This is a genomic window from Salinimonas sediminis, assembly GCF_003429285.1.
GTDB classification, from domain to species: domain Bacteria; phylum Pseudomonadota; class Gammaproteobacteria; order Enterobacterales; family Alteromonadaceae; genus Alteromonas; species Alteromonas indica.
Window position 1 is genome coordinate 182,563 of sequence record NZ_CP031769.1, and the last position, 15,297, is coordinate 197,859.

A 15,297-nucleotide genomic window follows, 5' to 3' on the forward strand; every position below is an offset into this window, starting at 1 on the left:
TTTTTTTTATTTTATTAGCTGCGTGACTCACGCGTCAGCGTTTCATCCAGCACCCACTTTTCATAACTATCGCTGCCTGCTGCCGGCTCAATAACCAACCACTCCGGCACCTCATAGGGATGCAGCGCGCAAACAGTTTTGTAGGCGCGGCTAACATGTTCCTGAGCGGTTTTTATTAGTAGCTGTGACTCAGTGTCGGTTTCCACCGTGTCTTGCCAGCGATACACTGACATGACTTTGGGGATGATCTTTACACATGCTGCCTGGCGCTTATCAATTAACGCGCGGGCTATATCCGCGGCAACCTGCTCATCAGGTGTGGTAGTCAGGATCAGACTGAGTGACATTGGCTATCTCCTTAGACCTTGCAGATGGTCTTATTCTTTCATGAAACGATATAAGCAGGTTAACAAAACATCGGTGGGGACAGGGAGTTAATCATCGTGAGATCGACAAAATATTGAGATAAAGTGGTTTGCCCCAACTTAAACACCCTAAAGATTATTTTGTGAGGACGTGGTTTGCGTATTTTATTTTTGCTTTTTGCCATTCTACCCATTATTGAAATTGCGCTGCTGGTAAAGGTGGGCGGCATTATTGGTGGTTGGAATACTATCGCTATTGTTATTATAACGGCTTTTGTAGGCTCTTACCTGGTGCGTCGTGAAGGTTTGCATACGTTACAGACCGCCCAGGATAAAATGCAGCGTAACGAATTGCCCGGAAATGAAATTGTTCAGGGCCTGATGCTGGTTATTGCCGGTGTGTTATTGGTTACCCCCGGTTTTGTTACCGATATTCTCGGTATGTTGTTTGTACTGCCTGGCACTCGGCAGTACATTGCCAGCCAGGTGAGTAAACACATGAAAACCCGGGTGGTCAGTTCGGCAGGTTTTGCCGGGCAAGGGCCGTTTGATAGCCAGCAGTCGCCATTTACTGAGGCTCCGAAAGATCAAAACGGCGATGTTATTGAAGGCCAGTACACAGATAAAACTGAGCGCGATGAAGACCATCGTTTGCGCTAAAACCGGCCAAAATAGCTGAGATTTCAAATCAATAAGGTCGGTTACGGGGTAAAAGCAAAAAAATTGTGACTTTTTCATCAAAAGCCCCTTGAGTTTGTATGGCGACTCCCCCATTTATCCTCGCAGTATGAAGTTTGAGGCGGACCCAACATTCGCCTCTTTATAGTAAATGGCGTACATATTCGATGTACGCTTGAAATAACTAACAATCAATAGTTGGAATTTTCAGGAGACTTGAAAATGGCAATTCGTCCTTTACACGACCGCGTTATTATTAAACGTGCAGAGCAAGAATCGAAATCAGCAGGCGGCATCGTTCTGACTGGTTCTGCAGCAGAAAAATCTACACGCGGCGAAGTAATCGCAGTGGGTAACGGTCGCATTCTGGAAAACGGAGACGTACAGGCTCTGGACGTAAAAGTTGGCGACACCGTTATTTTCAACGACGGCTATGGCGTTAAAACTGAGAAGCTGGATGATCAGGAAGTATTAATCCTGAGCGAAAGCGACATCCTGGCAATCGTCGAGTAATTAACCGTTAACCGTATTTAGAGGAATTTGAACATGGCAGCTAAAGAAGTACGTTTTGGAGATGACGCTCGCACTAAGATGCTTAAGGGCGTAAATATCCTGGCAAATGCAGTGAAAGTTACCCTGGGACCAAAAGGTCGCAACGTGGTACTGGACAAGTCTTTCGGTGCACCCACTATTACTAAAGATGGCGTATCTGTAGCCAAAGAAATCGAACTGGAAGACAAGTTCGAAAACATGGGCGCGCAGATGGTTAAAGAAGTAGCGTCTAAAGCGAATGATGAAGCGGGTGACGGTACTACTACCGCAACCGTACTGGCACAAGCAATTGTGACTGAAGGCCTGAAAGCGGTAGCTGCAGGCATGAACCCAATGGACGTTAAACGTGGTATCGACAAAGCGGTTATCGCAGCAGTAGAAGAGCTTAAAGCGCTTTCAACTGACTGTGCCGATAGCAAGTCTATCGCCCAGGTGGGTACGATTTCTGCCAACTCTGATGAAGTTGTCGGCCAAATCATTGCTGAAGCAATGGAAAAGGTAGGCAAAGAAGGCGTTATCACCGTTGAAGAAGGTCAGGCGCTGCAAAACGAGCTAGAAGTAGTTGAAGGTATGCAGTTTGACCGTGGTTACCTGTCGCCTTATTTCATCAACAATCAGGAAAACGGTACCATTGAACTGGATAACCCGTTCATCTTGTTAGTTGACAAGAAAATTTCAAATATCCGTGAATTGCTGCCTACGCTTGAAAGCGTCGCAAAAGCAGGCAAGCCACTGTTGATTATTGCTGAAGATGTGGAAGGCGAAGCGCTGGCCACATTGGTGGTAAACAACATGCGCGGTATCGTTAAAGTTGCTGCGGTTAAAGCACCGGGCTTTGGCGATCGTCGTAAAGCCATGCTACAGGATATTGCTATTTTGACTGGCGGTACGGTTATCTCTGAAGAGATTGGCCTGGAGCTTGAAAAAGTTCAGTTAGAAGACCTGGGTACGGCGAAGCGTATCGTTATCAACAAAGATGAAACTACTGTTGTTGATGGCGCGGGCGAAGAGTCTGCTATCGAAGGCCGTTGCACGCAAATTCGTGGTCAGATTGATGAGTCTTCTTCAGACTACGACAAAGAAAAACTTCAGGAGCGTTTGGCTAAACTTTCTGGCGGTGTAGCCGTGATTAAAGTTGGCGCCGCGACTGAAATGGAAATGAAAGAGAAGAAAGACCGCGTTGAAGATGCCCTGCACGCAACCCGTGCTGCGGTAGAAGAAGGTGTAGTCCCTGGTGGTGGTGTTGCGCTGGTACGTGCGGCTGCTAAAGTGGCGTCTATGCAAGGCGACAACGAAGACCAGACCCACGGTATTAACCTTGCACTACGTGCAATGGAAGCGCCACTGCGTCAAATCGCGACTAACGCAGGTGCTGAAGCGTCTGTTGTGGTTAATGCGATTAAAGGCGGTGAAGGCAACTATGGCTACAATGCCGGTAACGATACCTACGGCGATATGCTGGAAATGGGTATTCTTGATCCAACTAAGGTTACGCGTTCAGCGCTGCAATTCGCAGCCTCTATTGCTAGCCTGATGATCACGACCGAAGCAATGGTAGCGGAAGTACCTAAAGAAGAAGCTGCTGCACCAGATATGGGTGGCATGGGCGGAATGGGCGGTATGGGCGGCATGATGTAATCATCCCCTAAGCTCAACGCTTGGAAAAGGCGCTCTTCGGAGCGCCTTTTTTATGTGTCTGCATTTTCTACGATATGGTGTCTGCTTGCTCCATCGCGCTTTGTTATCTATTCCGCTATAAAATAATGTCTGTAGCGCGCCACCTGAAAGGGTATCGTCAACAAGATATCCTGGCCTGTCTCTACCTTTTCCTTTCTTTGCCCTCCTATCTCTTTTTTTCACCGCTGAAGACAATCCGAGCTGACGGTAAACCGGGTTAAAGAAAAACCGGAATATTTGGCGCAGTATAATAGACTGCTGCGCGCCGATATTGGGCCGAACCTCACAAATCGCTTCCGATAAGCTGGTTATATCCGACGGAGTCTTTAACGTTAATGGATGCCAGTTTATTAAGGGCGGGCCGTGATTAGATTGCCGTAGCCATATGCGCTAAAACCATAAGGGTTGAATAGCCGACAGCAATGCCGGCACGCCCCGGATGCCGACTATTTTTCAGGCGAGTCAACTAATATAAGAGCTAAGCGATAAGCGCTAAACGCCAAGAGCTAACGGTATTTATTATGCTCGCGATATTATCCGGCCCGGCTGCTGGTTTGGTTCATTTGGCTTTATGCTGCGTATCGATGAGTTCACTGCTCAACTCTCAATCCAATACTGTGTTTAGGTAGGCACAATCGAGCATAAACACGCCAAACAGACCATAACCCTAAAGGGGGCTGTAAGAGCGTTATAGGTCATTTGCACCTATTATGATCCTCAGCCCTGAAAGAATACAGCTCACAGCCGGGTATTCACGGTGTATTCATATTGACGCTTTTACTGTATACCCACACTATAATTACGTGTGAACTACACCGGATGACATTCATTTATATTAGGACTGCTATGAAAACACATATCGCTAAGCTTTCGCTGCTCGCCTCATCGGCCATTGCCCTGAGCCTTTTTGGCTGCACCGCGACCACGTCTTCAAAGGCTATTGAAACGCCTACGGTGGCAAGTTACAACACCGATTATCAGGGCGAAAAACAAAAGCTGGTGGTGGGTGAGTTTGTTAATCGGTCGGGGTATCAAAATGGGATTTTTTCTTCCGGGCAGGATCGGCTGGGCAATCAGGCTAAAACAACCCTAATGAGCCACCTGCAACAAACCAACCGCTTCCGGGTGTTGGATCGCGACAACATGACATTGCTAAGCGAAGAAGCGGGCCGGTCGAATACCGAACAACAAGTCACTGGCGCACGCTTTGTGGTAACGGGTGATGTGACTGAATTTGGCCGTAAGGATGTGGGCGACCGGCAATTATTTGGCTTGCTGGGCAAAGGGAAGTCGCAAATCGCTTATGCTAAGGTAACGCTTAATGTGGTAGATGTGAGCACCGCAGAAGTGGTGTACTCCATGTCCGGGGCCGGAGAGTATAGCCTGACAGAGCGTGAGATAGTCGGCTTCGGCAGTACCGCCGGTTATGATGCCACCCTAAACGGTAAAGTGTTGGATTTAGCCATTCGTGAAGTAGTTAATAAGCTGGTTAAGGGAATAGAGTCAGGCGCCTGGCCTACCTGATAAAGGGATGTTGTTATGCACAAGGTAATAATAACCATGGCGCTATGCGCCATGGTTGCAGGATGCACCAGTACACCACCGTTGTATTATTACGGCGATTACAATAAGGCGGTATACAGCTATTTCAAAGGCGCAGAGGTGACCCCGCAGGAACAGATTCAGGCGCTGGAAAGCACTATTCAAAAAGCAGCGGCCAGGCAACAGGCTATTGCACCAGGCGTCCATGCCCAACTTGGTATGTTGTATTTTGAAACCGGCAATGCAGATCGCGGTACCGCTGAACTGATTCAGGAAAAATCCCTGTTCCCTGAATCGGCCCACTACATCGACTTTTTACTCGACAACCGTCAGGGAGATGCACCATGAGTTGGCTGAAATCTTTCTTATTAGTGCTAATGGGTAGTGTGCTTGTTGCCTGTGCCAGTCAGCAACCCACGTATGACGACAGCGCGTTTAAACAAGCCGACCCGGGCTCGATTCTGATCCTGCCTCCGGTCAATAATACCCCGGAAGTAATGGCCCCTTATAGTGTTATGGCCCAGGCCGCCACGCCCATCGCTGAAGCCGGCTTTTATGTATTTCCGGTAGCCTTGGTAAACCAGACCTTTAGAAATAACGGCCTGACGGTGGCGCAAGATATTCAGCAGGTGCCGGTGCCCAAACTGCGGGAAATTTTTGGCGCCGATGCGGCGTTGTACATGACAATTGAGCGTTATGGCACCAGCTATGTGGTGGTCTCCAGCGAAACCCGGGTGACCGTTGCTGCTTCACTGATTGATTTGCGCACCGGTCAGCAACTATGGCAAGGCAAGGCCACCGCTTCATCAGCAGAAAACCAGGCGAACGCAAATAACAATTTGCTGGGAATGCTAATTCAGGCTGCAGTTAGTCAGGTGTTTGAAACTGTCACGGACCGCGGTTTTGACATTACTGCATTGGCCACCAGCCGGTTGTTGTCGGCAAAAAACAAACACGGTCTGCGGTTTGGCCCGCGCTCACCCCATTACCAGCAGGAAGCAGCGCAACACGGGCAATAAACCTTAACAGCTTTGTTGTATGCCGGAATACTCATCATCGTTTAAAACTCGACCATTCATTTAAAAGTGTTGTATTCTTCGCCCGTGATAAATATTTAGTAAAAAAGTATCAGGGATGAAAATGAAGTTAACAAGATATGGTGTGTTAGGCGTTATGGCCGGTACGGTATTGGCGGCCTGTGGTGGCGGTTCCGACAATAGTAGTTCATCGACTCAAAATGGTAGCCAGACAGCCGGCAAAGATGCTTCTCAAATTATCGGTAATGCCTCAGCGCATTCGGTTTCTGAGTTAAATAAGGCTGCCCGTTCCCTGGCCAGCGCAAGTTATACCGGCAGCCAAGAAAAAGCCGAACTGGACTTTCTTCTGGCTCAGCAAGTCACCCGAATGTTGTTGGACGATGACGTCCTGAGGGTGCCCGAAATTGTAACCCATGAATTGAGTCCCGATGCGCGACAGGACGAAAATATTAATGCCACGTTTGATTGTGATGAAGGTGGCAGCGCTAGCTATAGCGGACAATTAAATGAGTCGGGAGAGGCCTCGCTATCGCTCAACTTCGATAACTGTAAAAGTTATTACAACGATAGTGCTCTGACAGGTGTTGCGGCGCTGGTTATTAAGTTAGATGTTCAGCAAAATACCAGTGCGTACACCCTGTATTTCGATAATTTGCGATGGCACGACGGACAGGCTGTTTCGCTTAGTGGGTTGATGGCCTTTAATGAGTCCGCCGATTGGGAGATGCCTTATACCACGCTAAGTCAGCAGTATATAGCGTTGAGCGTAGGCAATGAAACGTATCTGCTGGATGCCGAAACCACGGGCGAAGCCGAGTCAGGTAGCTTACTGGAAAGCATGCAAGGCCGGTTAAGCGTTGCGTCACGTGGGTATATCGACTTTTCCTATGAACCGCAAACTTACACCTACGATTTCAATGGGTCCACCCTGTTCTTCAATGGCAATGAAGCATACGTCAATTTTGAGCAGGACACTGCCGCCTTTGTTATTGATACAGACCAAGACGGTACAACGGATGCAGGTAAAATCCTTAGCCTCGCAGACTTTTTTGCCCCACCCCCCGCAGATGCCAGCTTAAATCCGCTTACTGAAATTTCATCGCAGCCTTATGCAGGAGAACCGTATACTAACGAAAGTTACTATACCGTTTCGACTGATATCGACATTTCGCCAGGCTATTTTTTTGATATTGAAACACCACGATCGCAGCTGGAAATCAGCTACAACTGGTATATCAACGGCATTTTACTCGAGGGTGTGCACGGCAGTACATTGCCAGCCTATAGCGCCGGGGTACATGATGAGGTCACTGTTTCTATGGTGGTTTCAGATGCCACACACAGCTATGAATCCTACCAACAATACATCTGGCTGGAAGATATGCCGGCAGAGTTAACGGTAACCGATATGCCGGCATCAATAGCCGCCGGAGAGACGGTGAGCTTTTCTGTAGTATTGACCGATCCTGATATTGAAAGTGCCGATAATCTGGCTCGGCTAACGAACGCACCCCAAGGTGCCAGCATGAGCGAGGATGGTACCGTTACCTGGCAGGTACCGCAGGATTTATTATTTTCTGAGCAAAACTACTACTTCGGGTTTAGTAACCGGCTCAACCCCAATGAAACCATCGAAAAAACAGTTACTGCAACCGTAAATGCCAGCCAGCCATTGCCACTTTTTCGCTCCGGTATTGAGGTTCCTGCAGCCAACCGCTCACAGTGGGTTGTGGATATAGACGGGGACGGACAGAACGAACTGTTAAGTACCGACAACGACCAGCGCGTATTTTTATTATCGCTGGACAATGGTCAGTACCAACAGAAATGGGCCTATCCATATGTATTGAGTCAGCAAGAAACAATTCAACAGGTTTTACCAATAGGCAGAAATCAGGCAGGGTCAAAGCCAATTCTGGTGGTGACCGATCACGCCCTGTGGCGTATTGACGACCTGGCCCAGCCAGCACGTCAGATTTTCAATACGGATAACTTCTTAAGGTCAGCCTTACTGGCTGACATTGATGGGGATGGTACTGAAGAGCTTATTTATCATGCTGCGGCAGATGCATACAGCGCTACGCTCGCAATCGTAAATGTGGTTGCTTTGGATGACCCGTCCACTGAACTTATGAGCTTTACCGTGGATGAATTCAGCACGTTTGATGTGGGTAATGTAGATACCGATGCAAACCTTGAACTGGTGCTCAATACGGGCAGCGTGTTTGACCTTGTGACGGCAGAAAACGAATGGCAGTTAGGCACGGGTTTTAGCACTCAATATGTCACTACTGGCGATCTTAACGGCGATGGCATTGATGAAATAATCAGCGCCGATAGCTGGGGAGCGATGTATGTGTTTTCCGTTACTGAAAAAACCCAGTTGGATTCACGCGATGCAGAAGATATATGCGACCTGCGGGCATTTAATTTGAACCAGGATGATACCGATGAAATTATTATCAGTGACTGCCAGTGGGGCGAGGTACAGGCATTTACCCTTGATGAAAACAGTGCACTCGCGCAGCTTTGGAGCGTAGACTTACAGGAGCACGGTTCAACGTCGCTGAGCGCCGGGGATATCGACAATGACGGCCATATTGAGGTGCTGTGGGGAAGCGGCGTTAGCAGTAGTGGGCGAGATATTCTGGTAACCGCGGATGTGGTTGGTACCACGGCTACTGTTAAGCCAGAAACCAGCCCGGTACAGTTAGACGCTTTTGCGGCCGCAGGATGGGCAACTACAGGCGCTGATGACGAACAGGGGGTATTTATTGTACCCACTACTGACAGTGGTTATAGCGGGCTTTCCATAGCCCGGCTAAATCAAAACGGCACTGTTAATGTAAATGATAAATTCAGCTCTTTTTGGCAAAGCGGTATGTTTAGTGCCATCACTGACACCGACAACGACGGAATTGATGATATTTTGCTACCCACCACCGGCACATATGATTATGGTCTCGGGGCATTTGCGCTTAGTGATTTGTCATCCCTGTGGACAGTGTATGGCGACTACGATACCAATATTAACCAGATAAAACTGCAAGATATCAATAATGACGGCCACACGGACGTGATGTTCGCCGATGGCGATGTATTAACGGTCATTGATACACAAACGCAGGAACAGCTGACAAGTTACCGCTTTTCACAATCTATAGCCGACTTTGATGTTGCTGATATTGATGGGGTTACCACTGTGCTGGTTACTCTGCGCGAACAAGTTCATATACTTACTTTAAAGGAAACACGCTTTACTGTGGTGGATTCTGTCTCCGATATACTGTGTAACAGAATTTTGTTCTATGGTCAGTCGAATCAGCGAAGCGTGGCCTGTCTCTGGACAGATTATGGGGCATCCCTTAGAACAATGAGGATAGTTGATAACCAGGCCACAGAGTTGGAAACATTTGCTCTTGAACATAATGCAGTTGCTATCGCAGTTGACCCTACCGACCCACAGCGGTTCATTATTGCTGCCAATACCGAAGACGGCTGGTACGATGCTCGCTCTCAGCTGCATAGCCTTACTGCTCAGGGAAAACTGGTTTGGTCAGGCCCTGTCCTTATTGGTAGCGCCAATGTGGCATCGCTGCAGCTACGCGAACAAACCTCAGGCAAGCTCGAGATATTGTATGGTACATCTAAGGGTATGTACTGGATTCACTAATCAGTGTTATTGCACAGTGCGCAAGGCATCAGTATATCGCTGATGCCTTTTTTGGTGCTGCTTCGCTATAATCCGCTACATAACCTTTACACTGAGCATATTATGGCCACTGCAACGGCACTACATATTCTGGTTCAAACGGAACAGGAAGCGTTGAAAATTCTGGAACAACTTAAGAAAGGCAAAGACTTTGGGATGCTGGCAAAGCGCCACTCAATGTGTCCGTCTGCCAAACGCGGTGGCGACCTGGGCGAGTTTCGTCGGGGTCAAATGGTAAAAGCGTTCGATGATGTGGTGTTTAAAAAAGAGCTACTTAAGGTACACGGCCCGGTGAAAACCCGCTTTGGCTATCATCTGATAAAAACACTTTACCGAACGGGTCGTTAAGTGACAGTTTACAGGTAAGGCTGCAAGGGCACATCCCAGGGCGGCGGGTCACCGTAAAACACGCTTAGAAAGTCGATAAATGTACGCAATTTGCTGGCCATCAGCGCGCGATGCGCATATACCGCGTAAAGCGCCATGCCCGGAAGAGGGTCATGACACATGACCGGAACCAGCTTGCCGCTGGTAATCGCTTGACCGATAATAAACGTCGGCTGGATAGCAATACCTGCGCCCGCCACAGCGCACTGCACTAATAAATCGCCGTTATTGCTTACCATGGTGCCGCCTGGCAGTGCATGTGGGGGAGCAGGGGCGTAAGGTGTATTGGTAGCATAGCTATAATACATTACTTTATGTTGTTTAACGGCTTCCCAGCTAGTTGGCGTACCATGCCTTTGTAAATACTCGGGGGCAGCGGCTGCCATCATATGAATGGGAGCGATACGCCGCGCCACCAGTGATGAGCTGGTCAGGTTACCAATACGTAAAGCCACATCAAAGCCTTCCTCAATAATATCTACTTTACGATCGTTAAGCTGGACATCCACGCCCACCTTCGGATAAGCGCGTTGAAATTCAGTGAGCAAAGCACCCATGTGAGACACCGCAAAGAATACAGGCGCGCTTATACGCAAAATGCCGCTCGCCTGCTGCTGAAGACCAGCCAAATCATTTTCCAGATTGCTAAGCTCTTGTAATAACTGTTGCGCCCGGGGGTAGTAATTAAGCCCGGCTTCGGTCAGGTGAACCTTGCGGGTGGTACGATTGAGTAAGCGTACGCCAAGGGCGGTTTCAAGCGCAGAAACATATTTACTCACTAACTGGGCTGATAGGTTGAGCTTAGCTGCAGCGCGCACAAAACTGGTTTCGGTCACTACCGCAACAAATGCCTGCATTTGCGCTAATTTATCCATCTATTATCAACATGCTATTGCTAATTAAACAATGATAGCAGGATTTATCCTTACGGTGGGGTTGGTTAAAGTATCGTCATCATTGATTAACGGGCTCAGCCCACAGCAAGGGTAATACTATGAACACCATTAGCAAAGGTCAGGCAATACTGGCTACCACCGGCTCAGGTCAACTTTTACTGCGCATTCCGGTGGGTATAATCTTCGCAGCCCACGGTGCGCAAAAGTTATTTGGCTGGTTTGGCGGATATGGCTTGGAGGGCACCGCGCAGTGGATGGCTAGCATCGGGTTAGCGCCGGGGTTTTTAATGGCTTTGCTGGCCGCAAGCGCAGAATTTGTGGGGGGAATAGCATTAATTCTGGGCCTGGCAACCCGACCGGCAGCACTTATTACCGGGTTCACTATGGTGGTCGCGATAGGGGCGGTACACCTCGAAAATGGCTTGTTCATGAGCAACAACGGTTATGAATTTGCCCTGGCGTTACTGGCCGCTAGCGCCGCCCTGACTGTGCAGGGGGCGGGCAGCTACTCGGTAGACGCCTATCTGGCTAAGCAACTGGCTAGCGCGGCGCAGCGCAAAACAGCATAAAAAAACGGGTAGCGTTTGCTACCCGTGGTCCGGTTTAACCTAGCGCCCTGACATTATTTACAACCCAGCCATGACTTTATCCGGCGTGATAGGAAAATCTCTTACTCTGACGCCGGTAGCATCAAATACCGCATTGGCGATGGCCGCACCAGAGCCGGTGATACCCAGCTCTCCAATGCCTTTACTGCCAAGTTTGCAGGCCTTGTAGTCAGGCTCCTCAATAATGTCTAGCGAGAGTTCGCCGATATCGCGATTAACGGCAAAGTGATACTCGGCAAAATCACAGTTAACAAAGCTGCCATCACGGGGATCCTGCTGTAAATCTTCGAACAGGGCGTAACTGGTTCCCCACACCATGCCCCCTTTAAGCTGCGAACCTGCGGTTTTGTGATTCAATATCCGCCCGGCCGAAAAGGCGCCGTGCTGACGAATGACCCTGACTTCACCGGTAACGGTGTCAACGCTGACTTCAGCAAAGTGTGCTGCGCAGCTATATTGGGCATACTTGTCATGATCCTCATCGGGTTTCACTTCTCCCTGTGCACTTAAGCTATCCTGCGCCGGTTCGCCGGCGTTGCGCAATAGCTCAGACAGGTTATGGGTTTGCTGGGTATCGCCTTCGCCAAAGCGTACCTGCTCGCCGTCAAACTGCACCAATTCGTTACCTTGAGCCAGACCAGCCAACTCGCTTAACCGGGCAGCCAGAGCTTCACAGGCATTTAATACCGCAGTGCCGGAACTTGACGCCCCGAACGAGCCCCCCGAACCTGATGAGGCGGGAGAATCACTATCGCCAAGATCTATCGTAATACAGTGCGCAGGCACGCCAAAATGCTGCGCCACAATTTGGGTAAGAATAGTATAGGTGCCGGTGCCGATGTCGGTCATATCGGTATGCACCGTGAATTGCCCTTTGGAGTCTACGGTTATCTTGGCCTGGCTGGGTACAATAATATTCATTCGCATCCCCACCGACACACCAAAGCCATTCTTTTTAGTGCCGCTTTGACGATACTGGCGATCTTCCCAGCCAAACGCCTTGGCACCTTCATCTAAACAGCGATCCAGGTTATTAGTGGAAAAGTCAGCGCCAGTCAGAGGATGCACCGGAGCGATGTTATTGCGCCGGAAGGTTACCGGATCCATATTGATAGCCCGACATAGCTCATCCACCGCCGATTCAAAAGCCAATGAGCCAATTGCATCACCCGGCGCCCGCACCGAATCAATCATGGGGGAGTCCACCACCTTAACCCGATGCTGACTGTCGATGGCGTTGGCTTTATAATTAATGCGGGCGGCAACCCCGGTCCCTTCGGCAAAGGCATAATCTTTGGCCATAGGCATGGAGCTATGGTGTTGCACCCCGTGTATGGCGCCGTCATCTGATGCGCTGAGCGCCATCTGTTGATGGCTCATTCCGCGGTGGGGCGCATTGTGAAACACCTGACGACGTGACATCGCTACTTTAACCGGCCGTTGCAACAGTAGACTGCCTATACATGCCAGTATTGCATCATTGTGAAGCCCTAACTTGGAGCCAAACCCGCCACCCACGTAGGGGCTTTTTACGCGAATTTTTTCAGCCGGCAGATTAAACGTAGAAGACAAACAGTCCACCGCGCTGGCCAGCACCTGCACACTGGAGTGAACAGTCAACGTATCGCCATCATAGTAGGCTATGCTGGTATGCGGCTCCATTGCGGCTGATACTTGATTTGGGGTGGTATAGTGTACGTCCAGTCGGGTACCGTTCGCCAATGCGCTATCGATATCGCCGGTTCCGGCATCTGCTTCATAACCGCCATCAATATCTTCGGGCACCACATCGGCTTCTTCCGGGGCCCGCAGTAAGCTGATGGGCCCTGGCTCGATAGTATAGTCAATTAAGCGGGCCGCATAACGGGCTTGCTCTAATGTATCGGCTACCACCAAGGCTATCGGGAACCCGGCATAACGGATGCGTGTATCATTGAGCATGGCTCGGCTTTGACCAAAACGGCCCATATCTTCGGGCTGGCCAAAAGGGGTCTGGTCGGGCGAGTTCTGGTAAGTTATTACCGCTTGCACCCCTTCCTGAGCTTGCGCTTTGCTGGTATCTATTTGGGTTAGGGTACCACTGGCAACTTTTGCCCCTAAAATCCAGCCTACCAACGTGGGGGCATCAAACAGGTTTTCCCCCGCATACCGGGCTTTCCCCTGTACTTTTAAATGGCCGTCTACCCTATTTGCCGGGTCACCAATATTGTAGCTATCAGAATAGGTCTTAGCGGACATGGATAGCTCCTTCATGATCTGGATGTTGTTGTTGATGACTAGCGGCTTGGCCGAGCACATGAACTAAGGTGCGCTTTAACATCGGTATTTTAAAGTCATTCCCGCCAGAGCCTTTCGCTGCGCTTAGCTCTACATCTGCTGCCTGACTAAACAATGCCTCTGTGGCACTTTTACCGCGTAAATAATCTTCGGCAGATTTAGCATGCCAGGGGCGGCTGCCCACTCCGCCAAAAGCCAGATTGATATTTTCGATAATGCCGTCTTTTACGTGCATGGCACACGCTACTGAAACCAGCGCAAAGGCATAAGATGAACGGTCGCGGACTTTCTGGTAAATCTGCGTGCCCCGCGCGGTTTTATTGATACTCACCGCCGTAATCAACTCATCGGCACCCAACTGGGTTTCAATATGTGGCGTATCGCCAGGTAATGTGTATAGCTCCCGCACCGGAATATGGCGCACCTCGCCAGCAGCGTTCATGGTATGCACAGTGGCATCCAGCGCGGTCATAGCGGTGGCCATATCCGAAGGATGTGACGCAATGCAGTGCTCTGAGGTACCCAGCACCGCGTGAATCCGGTTAAAGCCATCCAGTGCGGCACAGCCCGAACCCGGCTCGCGTTTGTTGCAGGCTTTTGTGGTGTCGTAAAAGTAGTAGCACCGGGTTCGCTGCAATAAGTTACCGCCCGTGGTAGCACGATTACGCAGCTGCACGGTAGCGCCCGCCAGCAATGCTTGAGAAAGCAGCGACAACGTGGGCTGCCGGTAGGCAAAGTCGGCTAATTCGGTATTCGTTACCAACGCCCCTATGGTGACTTTGTGGTCCGATTCACTGATTTGATGAGCTTCCTGCCAACTGGATAAGTCCACAATCTGATCAGGCTCTTCTATTTGATGTTTCATCAAGTCCACCAGATTGGTGCCGCCGGCCAAAAACCGTGAATGCTCAAAACTGGCTACTTTGCTGAGGTCTTGTTTATCCTGTAATGAAAATACTGAGAAAGGTTTCATTATGCCTCCTGTTCATCGGTACAGATGCTGACGGCATCGATGATGTGGGGGTATGCACCGCAGCGACACAAATTGCCACTTAAGCGTTCTTTAACGTCTTCTGTTTTTGTGTAATCAGGGTCAAACCACAGAGTACTGGGGCGGTTTTTTTCTAACTCGCTTTTAAGCGCTACCCCAGAACAAATCTGGCCGCTGGTGCAAAAGCCACACTGAAAGGCGTCGTTGTCGATAAAGGCCTGTTGCAGAGGATGTAATTCGTCGTCGCTGGCTAATCCTTCAATGGTCACAATGGATTTTCCCGCCAGTTGGAAGGTCAGCAGCAAGCAGGCATTCATGCGTTCGCCGTCCACCAGTACGGTACATGCGCCGCACTGGCCGTGGTCACAGCCTTTTTTCGCGCCAAACAGCTGTAAGTGCTGGTGCATAAAATCGAGTAAGGTGGTCCGCGGGTCTTGCGGAAGGCCATGAGTCTGGCCATTAATTGTGATACTGGACATGCCTGTTTCCTTTTAGGGGTTGCAGATACTGGCCAGCGTTATGCGAAAAGGCGCGGGCAGTATCAAATACTTAGGTTGCACGGTTTTACACCTAAA

At 49.6% G+C, this 15,297-nt stretch carries 14 protein-coding genes; 9 read left to right on the forward strand and 5 right to left on the reverse strand.

All coding sequences use genetic code 11. From position 1 onward, the window contains the following. Nucleotides 1-14: 14 nt before the first annotated feature. Complete coding sequence (gene cutA / locus D0Y50_RS00895; protein WP_108567778.1) at nucleotides 15-347, reverse strand: divalent-cation tolerance protein CutA; 333 nt, start codon at nucleotides 345-347, stop codon at nucleotides 15-17. A 174-nt stretch (nucleotides 348-521) separates the two neighbouring features. Between cutA and D0Y50_RS00900 the strand changes: the two genes are divergently transcribed. From D0Y50_RS00900 to ppiC, 8 genes are all read left to right on the forward strand, one after another. Continuing rightward, entirely contained in the window at nucleotides 522-1,025 is a 504-nt protein-coding gene (locus tag D0Y50_RS00900; protein ID WP_117315040.1) for an FxsA family protein, read from the forward strand. Nucleotides 1,026-1,265: 240 nt separating this feature from the next. After that, nucleotides 1,266-1,556 carry a co-chaperone GroES gene (locus D0Y50_RS00905; RefSeq protein WP_108567780.1) on the forward strand — a complete coding sequence of 97 codons (291 nt, stop codon included), beginning with the start codon at nucleotides 1,266-1,268 and terminating at the stop codon, nucleotides 1,554-1,556. A gap of 33 nt (nucleotides 1,557-1,589) precedes the next feature. Then, nucleotides 1,590-3,233: a chaperonin GroEL gene (gene groL / locus D0Y50_RS00910; RefSeq protein WP_108567781.1), complete on the forward strand. Its 1,644-nt coding sequence runs from the start codon at nucleotides 1,590-1,592 to the stop codon at nucleotides 3,231-3,233. Between the two features lie 885 nt (nucleotides 3,234-4,118). After that, the gene (locus tag D0Y50_RS00915) at nucleotides 4,119-4,796 is read left to right on the forward strand and encodes a CsgG/HfaB family protein (RefSeq protein WP_108567782.1); all 678 of its coding nucleotides are present in this window, start codon (nucleotides 4,119-4,121) and stop codon (nucleotides 4,794-4,796) included. A 15-nt stretch (nucleotides 4,797-4,811) separates the two neighbouring features. Continuing rightward, on the forward strand, nucleotides 4,812-5,162 hold the full coding sequence (locus D0Y50_RS00920) for a DUF4810 domain-containing protein (protein WP_117315042.1): 351 nt from the start codon (nucleotides 4,812-4,814) through the stop codon (nucleotides 5,160-5,162). Then, nucleotides 5,159-5,833, forward strand: a complete 675-nt coding sequence (locus tag D0Y50_RS00925) for a DUF799 domain-containing protein (protein WP_117315044.1) — start codon at nucleotides 5,159-5,161, stop codon at nucleotides 5,831-5,833. Before D0Y50_RS00920 ends, D0Y50_RS00925 begins: the two co-directional genes overlap by 4 nt. A 121-nt stretch (nucleotides 5,834-5,954) precedes the next feature. Next, nucleotides 5,955-9,524, forward strand: coding sequence for a hypothetical protein (locus tag D0Y50_RS00930; RefSeq protein ID WP_117315047.1), 3,570 nt, complete (start codon nucleotides 5,955-5,957; stop codon nucleotides 9,522-9,524). A gap of 102 nt (nucleotides 9,525-9,626) precedes the next feature. After that, nucleotides 9,627-9,911, forward strand: a complete 285-nt coding sequence (ppiC, locus tag D0Y50_RS00935) for a peptidylprolyl isomerase PpiC (protein WP_108567816.1) — start codon at nucleotides 9,627-9,629, stop codon at nucleotides 9,909-9,911. An 8-nt stretch (nucleotides 9,912-9,919) separates the two neighbouring features. Here ppiC and D0Y50_RS00940 read toward each other — a convergent pair whose 3' ends face one another. Beyond that, on the reverse strand, nucleotides 9,920-10,825 hold the full coding sequence (locus D0Y50_RS00940) for a LysR family transcriptional regulator (RefSeq protein WP_117315049.1): 906 nt from the start codon (nucleotides 10,823-10,825) through the stop codon (nucleotides 9,920-9,922). Between the two features lie 119 nt (nucleotides 10,826-10,944). On the opposite strand from D0Y50_RS00940, the gene D0Y50_RS00945 reads away from it, so the two are divergent. Next, the gene (locus D0Y50_RS00945; protein ID WP_108567786.1) at nucleotides 10,945-11,415 is read left to right on the forward strand and encodes a DoxX family protein; all 471 of its coding nucleotides are present in this window, start codon (nucleotides 10,945-10,947) and stop codon (nucleotides 11,413-11,415) included. 57 nt (nucleotides 11,416-11,472) lie between these two features. Here the strand turns inward: D0Y50_RS00945 and D0Y50_RS00950 are convergent, their stop codons facing one another. From D0Y50_RS00950 to D0Y50_RS00960, 3 genes are read right to left on the reverse strand one after another with little or no spacing between them, the layout of a single operon-like run. Continuing rightward, nucleotides 11,473-13,692: a xanthine dehydrogenase family protein molybdopterin-binding subunit gene (locus D0Y50_RS00950; protein WP_108567787.1), complete on the reverse strand. Its 2,220-nt coding sequence runs from the start codon at nucleotides 13,690-13,692 to the stop codon at nucleotides 11,473-11,475. Then, entirely contained in the window at nucleotides 13,682-14,704 is a 1,023-nt protein-coding gene (locus D0Y50_RS00955) for an FAD binding domain-containing protein (RefSeq protein ID WP_117315051.1), read from the reverse strand. Before D0Y50_RS00955 ends, D0Y50_RS00950 begins: the two co-directional genes overlap by 11 nt. Then, nucleotides 14,704-15,201, reverse strand: coding sequence for a (2Fe-2S)-binding protein (locus tag D0Y50_RS00960; RefSeq protein WP_108567789.1), 498 nt, complete (start codon nucleotides 15,199-15,201; stop codon nucleotides 14,704-14,706). Before D0Y50_RS00960 ends, D0Y50_RS00955 begins: the two co-directional genes overlap by 1 nt. Between the last annotated feature and the right edge of the window lie 96 nt (nucleotides 15,202-15,297).

Bases quoted from the DNA above. Each gene is read 5' to 3' on its own strand.
- D0Y50_RS00945 (WP_108567786.1), top strand. From the start codon at position 10,945: ATGAACACCATTAGCAAAGGTCAGGCAATACTGGCTACCACCGGCTCA.
- D0Y50_RS00920 (WP_117315042.1), top strand. From the start codon at position 4,812: ATGCACAAGGTAATAATAACCATGGCGCTATGCGCCATGGTTGCAGGA.
- D0Y50_RS00955 (WP_117315051.1), bottom strand. From the start codon at position 14,704: ATGAAACCTTTCTCAGTATTTTCATTACAGGATAAACAAGACCTCAGC.
- D0Y50_RS00905 (WP_108567780.1), top strand. From the start codon at position 1,266: ATGGCAATTCGTCCTTTACACGACCGCGTTATTATTAAACGTGCAGAG.
- groL (WP_108567781.1), top strand. From the start codon at position 1,590: ATGGCAGCTAAAGAAGTACGTTTTGGAGATGACGCTCGCACTAAGATG.
- D0Y50_RS00940 (WP_117315049.1), bottom strand. From the start codon at position 10,825: ATGGATAAATTAGCGCAAATGCAGGCATTTGTTGCGGTAGTGACCGAA.
- ppiC (WP_108567816.1), top strand. From the start codon at position 9,627: ATGGCCACTGCAACGGCACTACATATTCTGGTTCAAACGGAACAGGAA.
- D0Y50_RS00960 (WP_108567789.1), bottom strand. From the start codon at position 15,201: ATGTCCAGTATCACAATTAATGGCCAGACTCATGGCCTTCCGCAAGAC.
- D0Y50_RS00950 (WP_108567787.1), bottom strand. From the start codon at position 13,692: ATGTCCGCTAAGACCTATTCTGATAGCTACAATATTGGTGACCCGGCA.
- D0Y50_RS00925 (WP_117315044.1), top strand. From the start codon at position 5,159: ATGAGTTGGCTGAAATCTTTCTTATTAGTGCTAATGGGTAGTGTGCTT.
- cutA (WP_108567778.1), bottom strand. From the start codon at position 347: ATGTCACTCAGTCTGATCCTGACTACCACACCTGATGAGCAGGTTGCC.
- D0Y50_RS00915 (WP_108567782.1), top strand. From the start codon at position 4,119: ATGAAAACACATATCGCTAAGCTTTCGCTGCTCGCCTCATCGGCCATT.
- D0Y50_RS00930 (WP_117315047.1), top strand. From the start codon at position 5,955: ATGAAGTTAACAAGATATGGTGTGTTAGGCGTTATGGCCGGTACGGTA.